Here is a 16,598-nt window from a genome sequence, read left to right on the forward strand (position 1 = left end):
TCGCGCGCGGGCGTGGCGGAATTGGTAGACGCACTGGATTTAGGTTCCAGCGGCGAAAGTCGTGGGGGTTCAAGTCCCTCCGCCCGCACCAATCCCGCTGGGGTTGGGTTTCCGGAAGGCTCCAATCGGCCCAGGTGACGGCTGATCGGCCGCATCGGCCGGGGCCTGGGACGACAATTTTTATCGAGTGAACGAAGGCGAATAAACCATGCAGGTGACGGAAACACTGTCCCAAGGCTTGAAGCGGGAATTCAAGGTCGTGCTCCCGGCGACGGAGCTGGAGCAGCGCCTGAACGACGAACTGACGAACCTCAAGGGCCGTGTGAACATCGCCGGTTTCCGTCCGGGTAAGGTGCCGGTGGCGCATCTCCGTCGGGTCTATGGCCGTTCCGTGATGGCCGACGTCGTCCAGAACGCCGTCAACGAGGCGAACCGCAAGATCGTCGAGGACAACAGCCTGAAGCTCGCCTACGAGCCGCAAGTCCAGTTCCCGGAGAACAAGGACGAGATCGAGAAGGTTATGGACGCGAAGGCGGACCTCGCCTTCACGGTCGCTCTCGAAGTCCTGCCGGTGTTCGATCTGGTCGACCTGTCGGGCGTGTCCGTCAAGAAGCCGGTCGCCGAAGTGACCGACGCCGAGATCACCGAATCGCTTGAGCGTATGGCCAAGCAGAACCGCTCGTTCGAGCCCAAGAAGGGCAAGTCGGCCGAAGGCGACCGCGTCGCGGTCGATTTCGTCGGCCGCATCGACGGCAAGGAATTCGACGGCGGCAAGGGTACGGACGTCCGCGTGGAGCTGGGCTCCAACACGTTCATCCCCGGCTTCGAGGATCAGCTCGTCGGCCTCAAGGCAGGCGATACCAAGCTCGTGAAGGTCGCCTTCCCGACGAACTATCTGGCCCCGAATCTGGCCGGCAAGGACGCCGAGTTCGATGTGACCGTCAAGGAAGTCGAGGCTCCGGGCGAGCTGAAGATCGACGACGAGATGGCCAAGGGCTTCGGCATGGAGTCCCTCGACAAGCTGAAGGAAGCCATCAGCTCGGCCATTCAGCGCGACTTCGACGCCCAGTCCCGTCGCAAGCTGAAGAAGGACCTGCTCGATTCGCTCGATTCCAAGTACAGCTTCGAGCTTCCCCCGAGCCTCGTGGAGCAGGAATTCGCCGCCGTTTGGTCTCAGGTCGAGGCCGACATGAAGTCCAGCAACCGCACTTTCGCGGATGAGGAGACGACGGAAGAGGAAGCTCGCGCCGAATACCGCAAGATTGCGGAACGTCGCGTGCGCCTCGGCTTGGTCCTTGCGCAGATCGGCGAGAAGTCCGATATCAAGATCTCCGACGATGAGGTGACTCAGGCCCTCATTGAGCGGGTCCGTCAGTATCCCGGCCAGGAAAAACAGGTTTGGGACTTCTACCGGAAGAACCCGCAGGCCCTGGCTGAAATCCGGGCGCCTCTGTTCGAGGAAAAGGTCGTCGACCAGATCCTGTCTCAGGTGAAGGTGGTCGACGAGACTGTCTCGAAGGAGGCGCTTTTCGGGGACGACGATGGCGAGGAAGGTTCCGAGCCGAAGGCGAAGTCCTCGAAGGCCAAGGGCACGAAGAAAGCCAGCAAGAGCGAGTAACGTCTTCTTAAACGTCTCGCTGTTGCATCATTCTGACGGCCGCGCGCCCGCGCGGCCGTATCTTGGAGCAGTGAGACGATGAGAGATCCGGTCGCCCTCTATAACAACACGCTCGTCCCGATGGTGGTCGAGCAGTCGAACCGCGGCGAGCGCGCCTTCGATATCTATTCGCGCCTCCTGCGCGAGCGGATTATTTTCCTCACAGGCCCCGTCGAAGATTACTCGGCCTCGCTAATCGTGGCGCAGTTGCTGTTCCTCGAGGCTGAGAACCCCAAGAAGGAAATTTCCTTCTACATCAACTCGCCCGGCGGCGTCGTGACCTCGGGCATGTCGATCTACGACACCATGCAGTTCATCCGCTGCCCGGTCTCGACGCTCTGCGTCGGGCAAGCGGCCTCGATGGGCTCGCTTCTCCTGGCGGCCGGTGCGGCCGGCCAGCGTTTCGCCCTCCCGAACGCGCGAATCATGGTCCACCAGCCCTCCGGCGGCTACCAGGGGCAGGTGACCGACATCATGATCCACGCCCGCGAGAGCGAGGCCCTGAAGCGTCGCCTCAATGAGATCTACGTGAACCACACCGGCCGGGATCTGGCTGCTGTCGAGCAAGCCCTTGAGCGCGACAACTTCATGACTGCCGATGCGGCCAAGGAATTCGGCATCATCGACCAGGTCATCATGAAGCGGCCTGAGCCGGCGGCAACCCCGGCTTAACCCTTAAAATCTGGGGACAAATTCTGCCCCGGTGCGTCTTTTTAGCCTGCAGTCCTGTTCCTATTGATCGCGCGGCTTTCGCGTGTTTGCATGGGAATCGAGGAGGCGGGACGATTGGGCGGCTTAAAATTTTTGGCGTCGGAACCTTTCATTAGTCCCGACGCACATAAACTTAAGGGGTGCAGGGTCGGCGTTGAGTTGTCCCGGCACTGATTTGGAGATGTGAGAATGACCAAGGCTGGCGGCAACGACTCGAAGAGTACGCTGTACTGCTCCTTTTGCGGCAAGAGCCAGCATGAGGTTCGCAAGCTGATCGCTGGCCCGACGGTTTTCATCTGCGATGAATGCGTCGAGCTGTGCATGGACATCATCCGCGAGGAGTCGAAATCGTCGCTCGTGAAATCCCGCGACGGCGTGCCGACCCCCAAGGAAATCAGCCGCGTCCTCGACGACTACGTGATCGGCCAGGAGCACGCCAAGAAGGTGCTCTCGGTGGCGGTCCATAACCATTACAAGCGCCTCGCTCACGCGACGAAGCACAACGACGTCGAGCTGGCGAAGTCCAACATCCTGCTGATCGGCCCCACGGGCTCGGGCAAGACCCTGCTGGCGCAGACGCTCGCCCGCATCCTCGATGTGCCCTTCACCATGGCCGACGCCACCACGCTGACGGAGGCGGGCTATGTTGGCGAGGACGTGGAAAACATCATCCTGAAGTTGCTTCAGGCTTCCGACTATAACGTGGAGCGTGCGCAGCGCGGCATCGTCTATATCGACGAAATCGACAAGATCTCTCGCAAGTCCGACAATCCGTCGATAACCCGCGACGTATCGGGCGAGGGCGTCCAGCAGGCGCTTCTGAAGATCATGGAAGGCACGGTCGCTTCCGTACCGCCGCAGGGCGGCCGCAAGCACCCGCAGCAGGAGTTCCTGCAGGTCGACACCACGAACATCCTGTTCATCTGCGGCGGCGCGTTTGCCGGCCTGGAGCGCATCATCTCCAGCCGCGGCAAGGGTACCTCGATCGGCTTCGGCGCCTCGGTGAGCGCGCCGGATGATCGCCGCACGGGCGAGATCTTCCGCGAGGTGGAGCCCGAGGATCTGCTGAAATTCGGCCTCATCCCCGAATTCGTCGGCCGCCTGCCGGTCATCGCGACCCTTGAGGATCTGGACGAGGAAGCGCTCAAGCGCATCCTCCAGGAGCCCAAGAACGCTCTGGTGAAGCAGTATCAGCGGCTCTTCGAGATGGAGAACGTGGCTCTGACCTTCCAGGAGGAGGCTCTGTCCATGATCGCCCGCAAGGCCATCGAGCGGCGCACCGGCGCCCGCGGCCTGCGCTCCATCATGGAGGGCATCCTGTTGGAGACCATGTACGACCTGCCCGGCCTCGACTCCGTCGAGCAGGTGGTCATCGGCCCCGAAGTGGTGGAGGGCAAGGCGAAGCCGCTCTTCATCCATGGCGACCGCGGCGAGCAGACCAGCGTCAGCGCCTAAGGGTTGGTGATGTTGTAACAAAGTGTCGCGGATCGAATTCTTGAAACCTTCGACCCGCGACGCCACATCATTTCTCGCGTGACCGCTGCCCGCTCAGGTTCGAGGGGCGGCGCCACGTACCGGACGCAGCCCAAAACAATCGCTTGAGCGTCCGGTTATTCGTCCGCGATCCCGCTCATCAGAGGGGTTTTTCGGACGCAGTCGAAAGGATGCGTCTCATGACACAATCGAAGCCACGTCAGCCTGTCGTTCCAGGCTCGACCGGAACCTATGCGGTTCTGCCTCTTCGCGACATCGTCGTCTTTCCGCACATGATCGTGCCGCTCTTCGTCGGCCGCGAAAAGTCGATCCGCGCGCTCGAGGAAGTGGTCAAGGGGGACCGTCACATCCTGTTGGCGACGCAGATCGACGCCACGGACGACGACCCCAGCACCGACGCCATCTACAAGGTGGGCACCCTGGCGAGCGTGCTTCAGCTCCTGAAGCTGCCCGACGGCACCGTGAAGGTGCTGGTGGAGGGCGCGAGCCGCGCCGAGGTCAAGGATTACACCCGGACTGACGAATATTACGAGGCGGAAGCCGTCGCTCTGCCCGACGCGCTAGGCGACCAGATCGAGGCGGAAGCGCTCGCACGCTCCGTCGTGTCCGAGTTCGAGAATTATGTGAAGTTGAACAAGAAGGTTTCGCCGGAGGTCGTCTCCGCCGTGACCCAGATCGACGATCCGGCGAAACTCGCCGACACGATCGCTTCGCATCTCGCCATCAAGATCGCCGACAAGCAGGCGATCCTCGAAATCCCGACCGTCGCCCAGCGGCTCGAGAAGGTGCTCGGCCTCATGGAGAGTGAAATCTCCGTGCTTCAGGTCGAGAAACGGATTCGCACCCGCGTGAAGCGTCAGATGGAGAAGACGCAGCGCGAGTACTACCTCAACGAGCAGATGAAGGCGATCCAGAAGGAGCTCGGCGACGATGAAGGTCGCGACGAGCTGGCCGAACTGGAAGACAAGATCGAAAAGACCAAGTTCACGAAGGAGGCCCGCGAGAAGGCGCTGGGCGAGCTGAAGAAGCTCCGCCAGATGTCGCCCATGTCCGCGGAAGCGACCGTCGTGCGCAATTATCTCGACTGGTTGCTCGGCATTCCGTGGGCTCGCCGCTCGAAGATGAAGAAGGATCTGAAGGCTGCTCAGGATCTGCTCGATGCGGATCACTACGGCCTGGAGAAGGTCAAGGAACGCATCGTCGAGTATCTCGCCGTGCAGCAGCGCGCCAACAAGCTCACGGGTCCGATCCTGTGCCTCGTCGGCCCTCCGGGCGTCGGCAAGACCTCGCTCGGCAAGTCCATCGCGAAGGCCACGGGGCGTGAGTTCGTGCGCATGTCGCTCGGCGGCGTGCGCGACGAGTCCGAGATCCGCGGTCACCGCCGCACCTACATCGGCTCGATGCCCGGCAAGATCATCCAGTCGATGCGTAAGGCAAAGACGTCCAACCCGCTCATCCTGCTCGACGAGATCGACAAGATGGGCATGGACTTCCGCGGCGATCCGTCGGCGGCGTTGCTCGAGGTTTTGGACCCTGAGCAGAACAACACGTTCAACGACCATTACCTTGAAGTCGATTACGACCTCTCGAACGTGATGTTCGTGACGACCGCCAACACGATGAACATCCCGGCGCCGCTTCTCGACCGCATGGAGGTGATCCGCATCGCGGGTTACACCGAGGAAGAGAAGGCCGAGATCGCCCGCACGCACCTGATTCCCTCGGCCATGAAGAAGCATGGTCTGGCGGAGAAGGAGTGGGCCATCGACGACGAGGCACTGCTCATGCTCATCCGTCGCTACACCAGCGAAGCAGGCGTGCGTAACCTCGAGCGCGAACTGGCAAACCTCATCCGCAAGGCCGTGAAGCAGATCCTCATCTCCAAAGTCGCGAAGGTCGAGGTTACGACCGCGAACCTGCCCGACTTCCTTGGGCCTCCGCGCTATCGCTACGGCGAGGTAGAAACCGAGGACATGGTCGGCGCGGTCACCGGTCTGGCCTGGACGGAAGTCGGCGGCGTGTTCCTTACCATCGAAGGCATCATGATGCCGGGCAAGGGCAAGATGACCGTCACCGGCAACCTGCGTGACGTCATGAAGGAATCGATCTCGGCGGCGGCGTCTTATGTCCGCTCTCGTGCTGTCGATTTCGGCGTCGAGCCGCCCATGTTCGACCGCAAGGACATCCACGTGCACGTGCCCGAAGGCGCGACACCGAAGGATGGTCCCTCGGCCGGTATCGCGATGGCGACCGCTATCGTCTCTGTCATCACCGGCATCCCGGTTCGCCGCGACGTCGCCATGACGGGCGAGGTGACGCTGCGGGGCAGGGTGCTTCCCATCGGCGGATTGAAGGAAAAGCTTCTGGCCGCGCTCCGGGGTGGAATCAAGAAGGTTCTGATTCCGGAAGAGAACGTGAAGGACCTGGCTGATCTTCCGACCAGCGTGAAGAACGGCCTGGAGATCGTTCCCGTCTCCATGATGGATCAGGTGCTGCAGCACGCCCTGGTGCGGATGCCCGAACCCATCGAGTGGGACGAGGCCGCGATGCCCACTCCGAAGGGGGCGCCGCCTGAGGACGATTCGGTCGGCGTGATCGCGCACTAAACCTGACGCAACGTCACTTACGAAAATGCCCCCGGATGGTGAATCCGGGGGCATTTTTTTTGATGTGGAATGTCAGAAAATGGCTCATTTCAGCCGTTTCGGGGGTTGCGTACCGACAAGCTTTGCGCCACACGGATGGTCCCTGAAACGGCGGCGCGAGACCTTTGACGCTGCCGTGATCACTGGAGGTATTGAAGATGAATAAAGGCGAGCTCGTTGCGGCCGTCGCCGATAAGGTGGGTCTGACCCGTGGCCAGGCTGGTGAGGCGATCGACGCCGCCATCGATGCCATCACGGGCGCTCTGAAGAAGGGCGACGAAGTCAAGATCGTTGGCTTCGGCACGTTCGTGGTGACCAACCGCGCCGCCGGCGAAGCGCGTAACCCGCGCACCGGTGAGAAGGTGAAGGTCCCGGCCTCGAAGACCCCGAAGTTCCGCGCTGGCGCGGGCCTGAAGGAAGCCGTGAACGGCAAGTAATCGCTTTTTCAGCGATCCTTGCGTCTTTTGCGTGATGGATAGAGCGGAAACCTGTTTTCCGCTTTTATCATGCAGGGATGGGAGACCGGAGCGGATCGAGGGGACGTTGGTTCTTGCCGATTTTGCTCCAAAGAGGGCCGACCGCGCTTGCGTTGTCGGCCTTCTCTTTTTATGTGAGGGCAGGTCAGGGCGGTTAGCTCAGTTGGTAGAGCATCTCGTTTACACCGAGAGGGTCGGCGGTTCGAGCCCGTCACCGCCCACCATTTCCCTGCCTCCCCCCTGAGATGTCGCCTGCTCAATGCCCCTGGACCACGAGACGTCCGTGCAAGGCTCGCGAAAGCCTGCGACGTAACGCTGAGCCTGTGTGACGCCTGCCGCTGAAAACGGCGAGTCGGGACGCGGGGACCAGGCTTTCTGCCGTTAAGCCTTCATTGACGGCTTGGGAGCACGCTGGATGCCTCGGTGACAGGGAGGTTGCCATGGTTACGGTGCTCGTCGGATTGGTGATCGGATCGTTTATTTGCCTCGTGGCGCCCCCAATCATTCGGGTCTTCAAGTTCCCGAACCAGATCAAGTCTCTCTCGAAACCGAGCGTCATTCTGGGCTGATCGGCGAATCCATGCGCTGAGCGAATACCAGCGTTCGAGAAGCGGGCCTGACAATCCTCGACTATGAAGCATATTAAAGGTGAGACACCGCGTTAATCGGCGGCGTTGTTCCTCTGAAGTTTTCCCTGAATTCGGGTCGCCCTCACCGGCGGCCCTTTCTTTTTGTCCGAAGCGGGGCAGGGGATGTTTCCAGAGAGACTGTCCTTCTCGATTCGAGCCATTCCCTGCGGCCGAGTAGGCGCGAGGGCTCGGCTTGGAAAACGCGAAGCAGGCGCGGTTTGAATTTGGATCTGCGTCTCGCTCTCAAGATTCCCGCAAATCGAACGGTTCTTCGCCCGCGAGCTTCGCGCTTCGGACACTATTTTCACAAGGAACGTACAGAGCGCTTGACAGGGGTCTGAGGCCCCCTTAAACCGCCCCCACACCGCTTCGGCGGTTGCCCAAAACCGCCTCGGCGGTACAATGCGCGGGCGTAGCTCAGTTGGTTAGAGTGCCGGCCTGTCACGCCGGAGGTCGCGGGTTCGAGCCCCGTCGCCCGCGCCACTTTTCTCCCTCAAAGATCTGAAAAAACACTGACGATGCCCGTTGGGCATCCGCTGCTTCGTCACGTCTGCAGGGCCGCTCGACTAGGCCGATTCTATCCTGCAAGCGTCGCAGCGCGCGCCGGCTCCGGTGCTCCTCACACGAATGTGCGCGCCACGCAGGCTTGGCCGGAGGTCGGCGCATGGTGCGGATGACCAATGTTTGGCGACTGCGTGGCCTTTTGGCGAAGGCCGGGCACCAAGTTTGTCGCCAATCGCGGGCCGAGGGCGTTGAAACGACCCGAAAAAAGCCCCACGAACCTGCGCCTAAATCCCAGTTTGGAAACATTCTTTTGCGACCCCGCAAACACTTGTCAGGGCAGGGGAACTCCGGTAAGCCTCCGGCCACAATTCTTGATTTTCCGCAGGGTCCCTTTGGGGGTCCTTTGCGGCTTAAATGCATGGGTTGCCGCCGGCGGTTCCGCCGTGCTCCGTTCCTTTAGGTGTCGTATGACGAATCTCCTCGCCGACTACCTGCCTCTCGTCATCTTTATCGGCGTTGCGCTCGTGATCGGGTTGGCGCTGCTCGTGGCGCCGTTCATCGTCGCCTACAGCCGCCCCGATACGGAAAAGCTGTCGGCTTACGAGTGCGGGTTCAATGCCTTCGATGACGCCCGCATGAAGTTCGATGTGCGCTTCTATCTGGTCGCCATTCTCTTCATCATCTTCGACCTGGAAGTGGCGTTCCTGTTCCCGTGGGCGATCACGTTCGGAAAGCTCGGCTGGTTCGGCTTCGGCTCGATGATGATCTTCCTCGGCGTGCTGACGGTCGGCTTCGTTTATGAGTGGAAGAAGGGGGCTCTGGAATGGGATTGATCACTGACACCCGCGCGACCCTCGTCGCTCCGAGCCCGGTTGGCGCTCTCGATCCTGCCACGGGGCAGCCAGTCGGCGCGAACGATCCTTACTTTCTCTCGATCAAGGACGAGCTGGCCGACAAGGGCTTCCTCATCACCTCCACCGAGGACCTCATCAACTGGGCCCGCACCGGCTCGCTGATGTGGATGACCTTCGGTCTCGCCTGCTGCGCGGTCGAGATGATGCAGCTCTCCATGCCGCGCTACGATGTCGAGCGCTTCGGCTTCGCCCCGCGCGCCAGCCCGCGTCAGTCGGATGTGATGATCGTGGCGGGCACGCTGACCAACAAGATGGCTCCCGCGCTCCGCAAGGTCTATGACCAGATGCCGGAGCCGCGCTACGTGATCTCCATGGGCTCCTGCGCCAATGGCGGCGGCTACTACCACTATTCCTATTCGGTGGTGCGCGGCTGCGACCGCATTGTGCCCGTCGACATCTACGTTCCAGGCTGCCCGCCGACCGCAGAGGCGCTGCTTTACGGTGTGCTGCTGCTGCAGAAGAAAATCCGCCGTACCGGCACGATTGAGCGCTGAGCGAGGATCATTCTCATGAGTGCTGAGCTCCAAGCTTTGAGCGACCATATCGCCTCGTCCCTCGGCGAGGCGGTGACGGACCGCGCGATTGCCTATGGCGAGCTGACCGTCACGGTCCGCGGCGCGGATATCCTGCGCGCGGTCACCTTCCTGCGGGACGACCCGCAGTGCCGGTTCATCTCCTTCATCGACATCTGCGGCGTGGATTATCCCTCGCGCGAGAAGCGCTTCGATGTGGTGTACCACTTCCTCGCTCCTCACCATAACCGCCGCATCCGCGTGAAGGTGGAGACGGACGAGGTGACGCCCGTTCCGTCGCTGATCGATATTTTCCCGGCGGCGAACTGGTTCGAGCGCGAGGCCTACGACCTCTACGGCATTCTCTTCTCCGGCCATCCGGATCTGCGCCGCATTCTGACCGATTACGGCTTCGAGGGCTTCCCGCTCCGCAAGGACTTCCCGCTGACCGGCTTCGTCGAAGTTCGCTACGACGATGCTCAAGGCCGCGTGGTCTATGAGCCGGTGAAGCTCAATCAAGAATTCCGCAACTTCGACTTCCTCTCGCCCTGGGAAGGCACAGACTACGTGCTGCCCGGCGACGAGAAGGCCAAGGCATAAGGCGGGCGGCCCATGGGCGAGCATAATATCCGCAACTTCTCGATCAACTTCGGCCCGCAGCACCCGGCGGCGCACGGCGTGTTGCGCCTCGTGCTGGAGCTGGACGGCGAGGTCGTCGAGCGTGTCGATCCGCATATCGGTCTGCTGCATCGCGGCACCGAGAAGCTGATCGAGTACAAGACATATACGCAGGCGACTCCTTATTTCGACCGGCTCGACTATGTCGCGCCGATGAACCAGGAGCATGCCTTCTGCCTCGCGGTCGAAAAGCTTCTCGGCCTCGAGGTTCCGCGCCGCGCGCAGCTCATTCGCGTGCTTTACTCCGAGATCGGCCGTCTGCTCTCGCACCTTCTCAACGTGACGACGCAGGCCATGGACGTCGGCGCGCTCACGCCCCCCCTGTGGGGCTTCGAGGAGCGTGAGAAGCTGATGGTCTTCTATGAGCGCGCTTCCGGCGCGCGCATGCACGCCAATTACATCCGGCCCGGCGGCGTCAACATGGACCTGCCGCCCGAACTGATCGACGACATCGAGGCGTTTTGCGATCCGTTCCTGAAGGTGCTCGACGATCTCGACGAACTCGTCATCGGCAACCGCATCTTCAAGCAGCGCAACGTTGATATCGGCGTCGTGACGCTAGAGGATTGCTGGAAGTGGGGCTTCTCAGGCGTCATGGTGCGCGGCTCCGGCGCGGCGTGGGATCTGCGCAAGGCGCAGCCCTACGAGTGCTACGAGGAGATGGAGTTCGACATCCCCGTCGGCAAGAATTGCGACAACTACGACCGTCAGGTCATCCGCATGGAAGAGATGCGCCAATCCGTGCGCATCATGAGGCAGTGCGTCGCCAAGCTCCGCGAGCCGGCGGGCAAGGGCCCGGTCACCACGCACGACGGCAAGGTTTCGCCGCCGTTCCGCAAGGACATGAAGCGCTCCATGGAAGCGCTGATCCATCACTTCAAGCTCTACACGGAAGGCTTCCACGTGCCGGCGGGTGATGTTTACGCCGCCGTCGAAGCGCCGAAGGGCGAGTTCGGCGTGTATCTCGTCGCGGACGGCACCAACAAGCCGTATCGCTGCAAGATCCGCGCTCCCGGCTTCGCGCATCTGCAAGCCATGGATTTCCTGTGCCGCGGCCACATGCTGGCCGACGTCGCGGGCATTCTCGGCTCGATTGACATCGTGTTCGGCGAGGTCGATCGCTAAGGATTTTTGCCGGGCCCGGTTGCGGGGCCGGCATCCACGCTTTTGGAGCGTGGTGGAAGGGTTCAAGTCGTGAATGGCCGGGCGTTGCTCGGCCATGACGATGAGGAGAAGAATGTATGGCCGTTCGTAAGCTCGCGCCTGAAGAGATCCAGCCCAAGAGCTTCAAGTTCTCGCCCGAGAACGAAGCTTTCGCGGATCAGCAGATCGCCAAATACCCGCCCGGCCGCCAGGCCTCGGCGGTGATCCCGCTGTTGTGGCGGGCGCAGGAGCAGGCCGGCGGCTGGCTGCCGCAGAAGGCCATCGAAGCGGTCGCCGCGAAGCTCGACATGCCGGACATCCGTGTCATGGAGGTGGCGACCTTCTACACGATGTTCAACCTCGAGCCGGTCGGAAAATACTTCATCCAGTTCTGCGGCACGACACCGTGCCAGCTGCGCGGCGCGGGCGACATCAAAAAGGTTCTGGAGCGCCGCGTCGGCGAGCAGAACCACGTCACTGCTGACGGCAATTTCTCCTGGCTCGAAGTCGAGTGCCTGGGCGCGTGCTGCAACGCGCCGATGGTGCAGATCAACGACGACTATTACGAGGACCTGACGGTCGAAAACTTCGAGAAGCTGCTCGATGATCTCGCCGCCGGACGTCCCGTGAAGAAGGGGCCGCAGAATGGTCGCCGCGCTTCCGAGCCGCAGGACGCCATCAAGACCCTGACCGACCCGTCGCTTTACGATGGCTCGCGCATCGGCGCGTGGCGCAAGCGCTTCGAGGAAGAAGCGGTGAAGCCCGCCGACACCGCCACCGAGAAGAAGTCCTGAGGAGGAAAGACAGATGCTTCAGGACAAGGATCGCATTTTCACCAACCTCTACGGCCTGCACTCGCCGGACCTGAAGGCCGCGAAGATGCGCGGCGCGTGGGACGGCACCAAGTTCCTGCTCGAAAAGGGCCGCGATTGGATCATCGACGAGATGAAGAAGTCGGGCCTTCGCGGGCGCGGCGGCGCGGGCTTCCCGACCGGCATGAAGTGGTCCTTCATGCCCAAGCAGTCGGACGGCCGCCCGAGCTACCTCGTCGTCAACGCGGACGAGTCCGAGCCCGGCACCTGTAAAGATCGCGAGATCATGCGGCACGATCCGCATCTTCTCATCGAGGGCTGCCTGATCGCGTCTTTCGCCATGAACGCGAACGCGGCCTACATCTACATTCGCGGCGAGTACATCACCGAAAAGCATGCGCTCCAGCGCGCCATCGACGAGGCCTATGAGGCCAAGCTGATCGGCAAGGACAACATCCACGGCTATCCCCTCGATCTCTATCTCCACCACGGCGCGGGTGCTTACATCTGCGGCGAGGAGACGGCGCTTCTCGAGAGCCTGGAGGGCAAGAAGGGCATGCCGCGCCTGAAGCCTCCGTTCCCGGCGAATATGGGCCTCTATGGCTGCCCGACGACGGTGAACAACGTGGAATCGATTGCCGTCGCGGGCGAAATCCTGCGTCGCGGCGCGTCTTGGTTCTCCAGCATCGGCCGCCCCAACAACGTGGGCACCAAGCTCTTCTGCGTGTCGGGCCATGTGAACAAGCCCTGCAACGTGGAAGAGGCCATGGGCATTACCTTCCGCGAGCTGATCGACACCCATTGCGGCGGCATTCGGGGCGGCTGGGACAACCTGTTGGCGGTGATCCCCGGCGGTTCCTCGGTGCCATGTGTTCCGGCGGACCAGATCATGGACGCCTACATGGATTTCGATACCCTGCGCGGCCTGCGCTCGGGCCTTGGCACCGCGGCGGTGATCGTGATGGACAAGTCCACCGACATCGTGCGTGCCATCACCCGCATCTCGTACTTCTACAAGCACGAGAGCTGCGGCCAGTGCACGCCGTGCCGTGAAGGCACCGGCTGGATGTGGCGCGTGCTGACCCGCATGGCGGAAGGCCGCGCCCAGAAGCGCGAAATCGACATGCTGCTCGAAGTCTCGACCCAGATCGAAGGCCACACCATCTGCGCGCTTGGCGATGCGGCGGCGTGGCCGGTGCAAGGTCTCATCCGCCACTTCCGGCACGAGATCGAGAAGCGCATCGACGACTACGCGGCGAACCCGCATTCTGAGCCCGTGATGATGGCGGCGGAGTGAGAGATTTAAGATGGCCAAGATCATCGTAGATGGCGTTGAGGTAGACGTTCCGCCGGAATACACGCTGCTCCAGGCGGCCGAGGCTGCTGGTGCGGAAGTTCCGCGTTTCTGCTTCCATGAGCGTTTGTCCATCGCCGGCAATTGCCGCATGTGCCTTGTCGAGGTGAAGGGCGCGCCGAAGCCGGTCGCGTCCTGCGCCTGGGGCGTTCGCGATTGCCGTCCCGGCCCGAACGGCGAGCCGCCGGAAGTGTCGACCAAGTCCGCGACGGTCAAGAAGGCGCGCGAAGGGGTGATGGAGTTCCTCCTCATCAACCACCCGCTCGATTGCCCGATCTGCGACCAGGGCGGCCAGTGCGACCTGCAGGATCAGGCCATGGCCTACGGCGTCGACACCAGCCGCTATCACGAGAACAAGCGCGCGGTGCCGGACAAGGATCTCGGCCCGCTGGTGAAAACCTCCATGAACCGGTGCATTCACTGCACCCGCTGCATCCGCTTCACCACTGAAGTGGCAGGCGTGCCGGATCTCGGCGCGATCTGGCGCGGCGAGGACATGGAGATCACGAGCTATCTCGAAAAGGCTCTGGGCTCCGAGCTGCAGTCCAACGTGGCGGATCTCTGCCCCGTCGGCGCACTGACCCACAAGCCGGAAGCCTTCCACTACCGTCCGTGGGAATTGTCGAAGACCGATTCCGTGGACGTGACCGATGCGGTCGGTTCCGCGATCCGTGTCGACTCCCGTGGCCGCGAGGTCATGCGCATTCTGCCGCGCGTGAACGAGGCGGTGAACGAGGAGTGGATCACCGACAAGGCCCGCCACATCGTCGACGGCCTGCGCCTCCAGCGCCTCGACCGTCCTTTCGTGCGTGAGAACGGGCGCCTGCGTCCGGCCACGTGGCAGGAGGCGTTCAGCGTCATCGCCAACCGCGTGAAGGGCACGAATGCGAAGCGCATCGGCGCGATCGCCGGCGATCTCGCTGCGGTTGAAGACATGTACGCGCTGAAGGCCCTCATGCAGAGCCTTGGCGTGAAGAACATCGACGGTCGCCAGGATGGCACGGCGCTTTCGCCGGCTTATGGCCGCGCGTCGTATCTCTTCAACTCGACCATCGCGGGCATCGAAGATGCGGATGCGATCCTCATCGTCGGATCGAACCCGCGCATCGAGGGCTCGCTCGTCAACGTGCGCATCCGCAAGCGCTGGCGCACGGCGCCCATGCCCATCGGCGTGATCGGCGAGAAGGCGGGTCTCACCTACGATTACGATTATCTCGGCGCGGGCCCTGAGACGCTGGCGGACATTCTCGCCGGTCGCGGCAGCTTCGCGGAGAAGCTCAAAAACGCTCAGCGTCCGCTGATCATCGTGGGGCAGGGCGCTCTGTCGCATCCCGACGGCCTCGCGGTGCTCTCGCTCGCGGCGCAGGTCGCGCAGAACATCGGCGCGATCACCGAGGGCTGGAACGGCTTCTCGATCCTCCACACCGCCGCGTCCCGCGTCGGCGCGCTCGATCTCGGCTTCGTGCCGGGTGAGGGCGGCCTGAGCGCACAGGAGATGGCGAAGGGCGGCGTCGACGTGCTGTTCAACCTCGGCGCGGACGAGATCGACATCGCTCCGGGCACTTTCGTGATCTACCAGGGCACCCATGGCGACCGTGGCGCGCACCGCGCCGACGTGATCCTGCCGGGCGCGACCTACACGGAAAAGTCCGGCACCTACGTGAACACCGAAGGCCGGGTACAGATGGGCAACCGCGCGGCGTTCCCGCCGGGCGAGGCCCGTGAGGATTGGGCGATCCTGCGCGCCCTGTCCGACGTGCTCGGCCAGCGCCTGCCGTTCGACTCGCTCAATGCCCTGCGCGCCAAGCTCTATGCGGAGGTTCCGCATCTGGCCGGTGTCGATAGCGTCGTTCCGGCTGATGTCGCAGCGGCGGTGAAGGCTCTAGCGGCGGTCGGCGGCACGCCGGGTCGCGAGGGCTTCAAGAGCCCGGTGGGTGATTTCTACCTGACGAACCCGATCGCTCGCGCGTCCGGCGTCATGGCCGAGTGCTCGGCACTCGCCCGTGGCCTGAAGCTCGAAGCGGCCGAGTAAGAGGAAGCGATATGGAACTCGGAGATATTCTCCTCTCGGTCGCGATCATGCTGGGCAAGAGCGTGCTCATGCTCGTCGCGCTGCTTATCTTCATCGCCTATGCGCTTCTCGCCGACCGCAAGATCTGGGCGGCGGTGCAGTTGCGCCGCGGTCCGAACGTTGTCGGTCCCTGGGGTCTGTTTCAGTCCTTCGCGGATCTTCTGAAATTCGTGTTCAAGGAGCCGGTCATCCCGGCTCCCGCCAACAAGGCGATGTTTCTGCTCGCTCCGCTGGTGATGTGTACGCTGGCGCTCGCCGCCTGGGCGGTCATTCCGCTCAATGCGGGCTGGGCGATTGCCGACATCAATGTGGGCATTCTCTACATCTTCGCGATCTCATCGCTCGGCGTTTACGGCGTCATCATGGGCGGCTGGGCTTCGAACTCGAAGTATCCCTTCCTCGGTGCACTGCGCTCGGCGGCGCAGATGGTGTCCTACGAGGTCTCCATCGGCTTCATCATCGTGACCGTGCTCATGTGCGCGGGCACCCTGAACCTGACGAAGATCGTCGAGGCGCAGAATTCGAGCCTCGGCATTCTGGGCTGGTACTGGCTGCCGCTCTTCCCGATGTTCGTGGTGTTCTTCATCTCGGCGCTGGCCGAGACGAACCGCCCGCCCTTCGACCTGCCGGAAGCGGAGTCGGAGCTGGTCGCCGGCTACATGGTCGAATATTCCTCGACCCCGTACCTGCTCTTCATGCTCGGCGAATACGTGGCGATGATGACCATGTGCGCACTCGGCACCATCATGTTCCTCGGCGGCTGGCTCTCGCCTATTCCGTTCGCGCCCTTCACCTGGGTGCCGGGCGTGATCTGGTTCATCCTGAAGGCCAGCTTCCTGTTCTTCCTCTTCGCCATGGCGAAGGCCATGGTGCCGCGCTACCGCTATGACCAGCTGATGCGCTTGGGGTGGAAGGTGTTTCTGCCGCTCTCGCTTGCGATGGTCATCATCGTCGCAGCGGCGCTGATGGTGACCGGCCGCGCGCCGGGCATGGTCTAA

General features: G+C 62.5%; 13 protein-coding genes, 3 tRNA genes and 1 pseudogene. All 17 read left to right on the forward strand.

Translation table 11 applies throughout. The annotated features are described in order from the left end of the window. The first annotated feature begins 6 nt into the window (after nucleotides 1–6). The 17 genes and pseudogenes from HB375_RS12470 to nuoH all read left to right on the forward strand — a co-directional run bounded on the left by HB375_RS12470 (nucleotide 7) and on the right by nuoH (nucleotide 16,598). A tRNA-Leu gene (locus tag HB375_RS12470) sits at nucleotides 7–91 on the forward strand. A gap of 117 nt (nucleotides 92–208) precedes the next feature. Beyond that, the gene (tig, locus tag HB375_RS12475; RefSeq protein WP_167673339.1) at nucleotides 209–1,618 is read left to right on the forward strand and encodes a trigger factor; all 1,410 of its coding nucleotides are present in this window, start codon (nucleotides 209–211) and stop codon (nucleotides 1,616–1,618) included. Between the two features lie 78 nt (nucleotides 1,619–1,696). Continuing rightward, nucleotides 1,697–2,329, forward strand: coding sequence for an ATP-dependent Clp protease proteolytic subunit (locus HB375_RS12480; protein ID WP_167673340.1), 633 nt, complete (start codon nucleotides 1,697–1,699; stop codon nucleotides 2,327–2,329). Nucleotides 2,330–2,557: 228 nt separating this feature from the next. Further along, complete coding sequence (clpX, locus tag HB375_RS12485) at nucleotides 2,558–3,823, forward strand: ATP-dependent Clp protease ATP-binding subunit ClpX (RefSeq protein WP_167673341.1); 1,266 nt, start codon at nucleotides 2,558–2,560, stop codon at nucleotides 3,821–3,823. Nucleotides 3,824–4,041: 218 nt separating this feature from the next. Beyond that, nucleotides 4,042–6,468, forward strand: a complete 2,427-nt coding sequence (gene lon / locus HB375_RS12490; RefSeq protein WP_167673342.1) for an endopeptidase La — start codon at nucleotides 4,042–4,044, stop codon at nucleotides 6,466–6,468. 197 nt (nucleotides 6,469–6,665) lie between these two features. Then, a complete protein-coding gene (locus HB375_RS12495; protein WP_167673343.1) occupies nucleotides 6,666–6,944 on the forward strand; it encodes an HU family DNA-binding protein in 279 nt (92 codons plus the stop codon). A gap of 187 nt (nucleotides 6,945–7,131) precedes the next feature. Continuing rightward, a tRNA-Val gene (locus HB375_RS12500) sits at nucleotides 7,132–7,207 on the forward strand. Nucleotides 7,208–7,423: 216 nt separating this feature from the next. After that, on the forward strand, nucleotides 7,424–7,552 hold the full coding sequence (locus HB375_RS18425) for a hypothetical protein (RefSeq protein WP_281409350.1): 129 nt from the start codon (nucleotides 7,424–7,426) through the stop codon (nucleotides 7,550–7,552). A gap of 466 nt (nucleotides 7,553–8,018) precedes the next feature. After that, nucleotides 8,019–8,095 (forward strand) — tRNA-Asp (locus HB375_RS12505). A gap of 488 nt (nucleotides 8,096–8,583) precedes the next feature. Continuing rightward, complete coding sequence (locus tag HB375_RS12510; RefSeq protein WP_167673344.1) at nucleotides 8,584–8,949, forward strand: NADH-quinone oxidoreductase subunit A; 366 nt, start codon at nucleotides 8,584–8,586, stop codon at nucleotides 8,947–8,949. Further along, the gene (locus HB375_RS12515) at nucleotides 8,940–9,524 is read left to right on the forward strand and encodes a NuoB/complex I 20 kDa subunit family protein (protein ID WP_167673345.1); all 585 of its coding nucleotides are present in this window, start codon (nucleotides 8,940–8,942) and stop codon (nucleotides 9,522–9,524) included. Before HB375_RS12510 ends, HB375_RS12515 begins: the two co-directional genes overlap by 10 nt. A 15-nt stretch (nucleotides 9,525–9,539) precedes the next feature. Beyond that, on the forward strand, nucleotides 9,540–10,142 hold the full coding sequence (locus HB375_RS12520) for an NADH-quinone oxidoreductase subunit C (protein ID WP_167673346.1): 603 nt from the start codon (nucleotides 9,540–9,542) through the stop codon (nucleotides 10,140–10,142). A 12-nt stretch (nucleotides 10,143–10,154) separates the two neighbouring features. After that, entirely contained in the window at nucleotides 10,155–11,345 is a 1,191-nt protein-coding gene (locus HB375_RS12525) for an NADH-quinone oxidoreductase subunit D (RefSeq protein ID WP_167673347.1), read from the forward strand. A gap of 116 nt (nucleotides 11,346–11,461) precedes the next feature. Continuing rightward, nucleotides 11,462–12,145, forward strand: a pseudogene (gene nuoE, locus HB375_RS12530) (NADH-quinone oxidoreductase subunit NuoE); the annotation flags it as partial. 25 nt (nucleotides 12,146–12,170) lie between these two features. Then, nucleotides 12,171–13,472, forward strand: coding sequence for an NADH-quinone oxidoreductase subunit NuoF (gene nuoF / locus HB375_RS12535; protein ID WP_167673348.1), 1,302 nt, complete (start codon nucleotides 12,171–12,173; stop codon nucleotides 13,470–13,472). 10 nt (nucleotides 13,473–13,482) lie between these two features. Beyond that, nucleotides 13,483–15,561: an NADH-quinone oxidoreductase subunit NuoG gene (nuoG, locus tag HB375_RS12540; RefSeq protein WP_167673349.1), complete on the forward strand. Its 2,079-nt coding sequence runs from the start codon at nucleotides 13,483–13,485 to the stop codon at nucleotides 15,559–15,561. 11 nt (nucleotides 15,562–15,572) lie between these two features. Then, nucleotides 15,573–16,598, forward strand: a complete 1,026-nt coding sequence (gene nuoH, locus HB375_RS12545) for an NADH-quinone oxidoreductase subunit NuoH (RefSeq protein WP_167673350.1) — start codon at nucleotides 15,573–15,575, stop codon at nucleotides 16,596–16,598.

Origin of the sequence: Microvirga terricola (assembly GCF_011777495.1) — a bacterium.
Classification (GTDB): domain Bacteria; phylum Pseudomonadota; class Alphaproteobacteria; order Rhizobiales; family Beijerinckiaceae; genus Microvirga; species Microvirga terricola.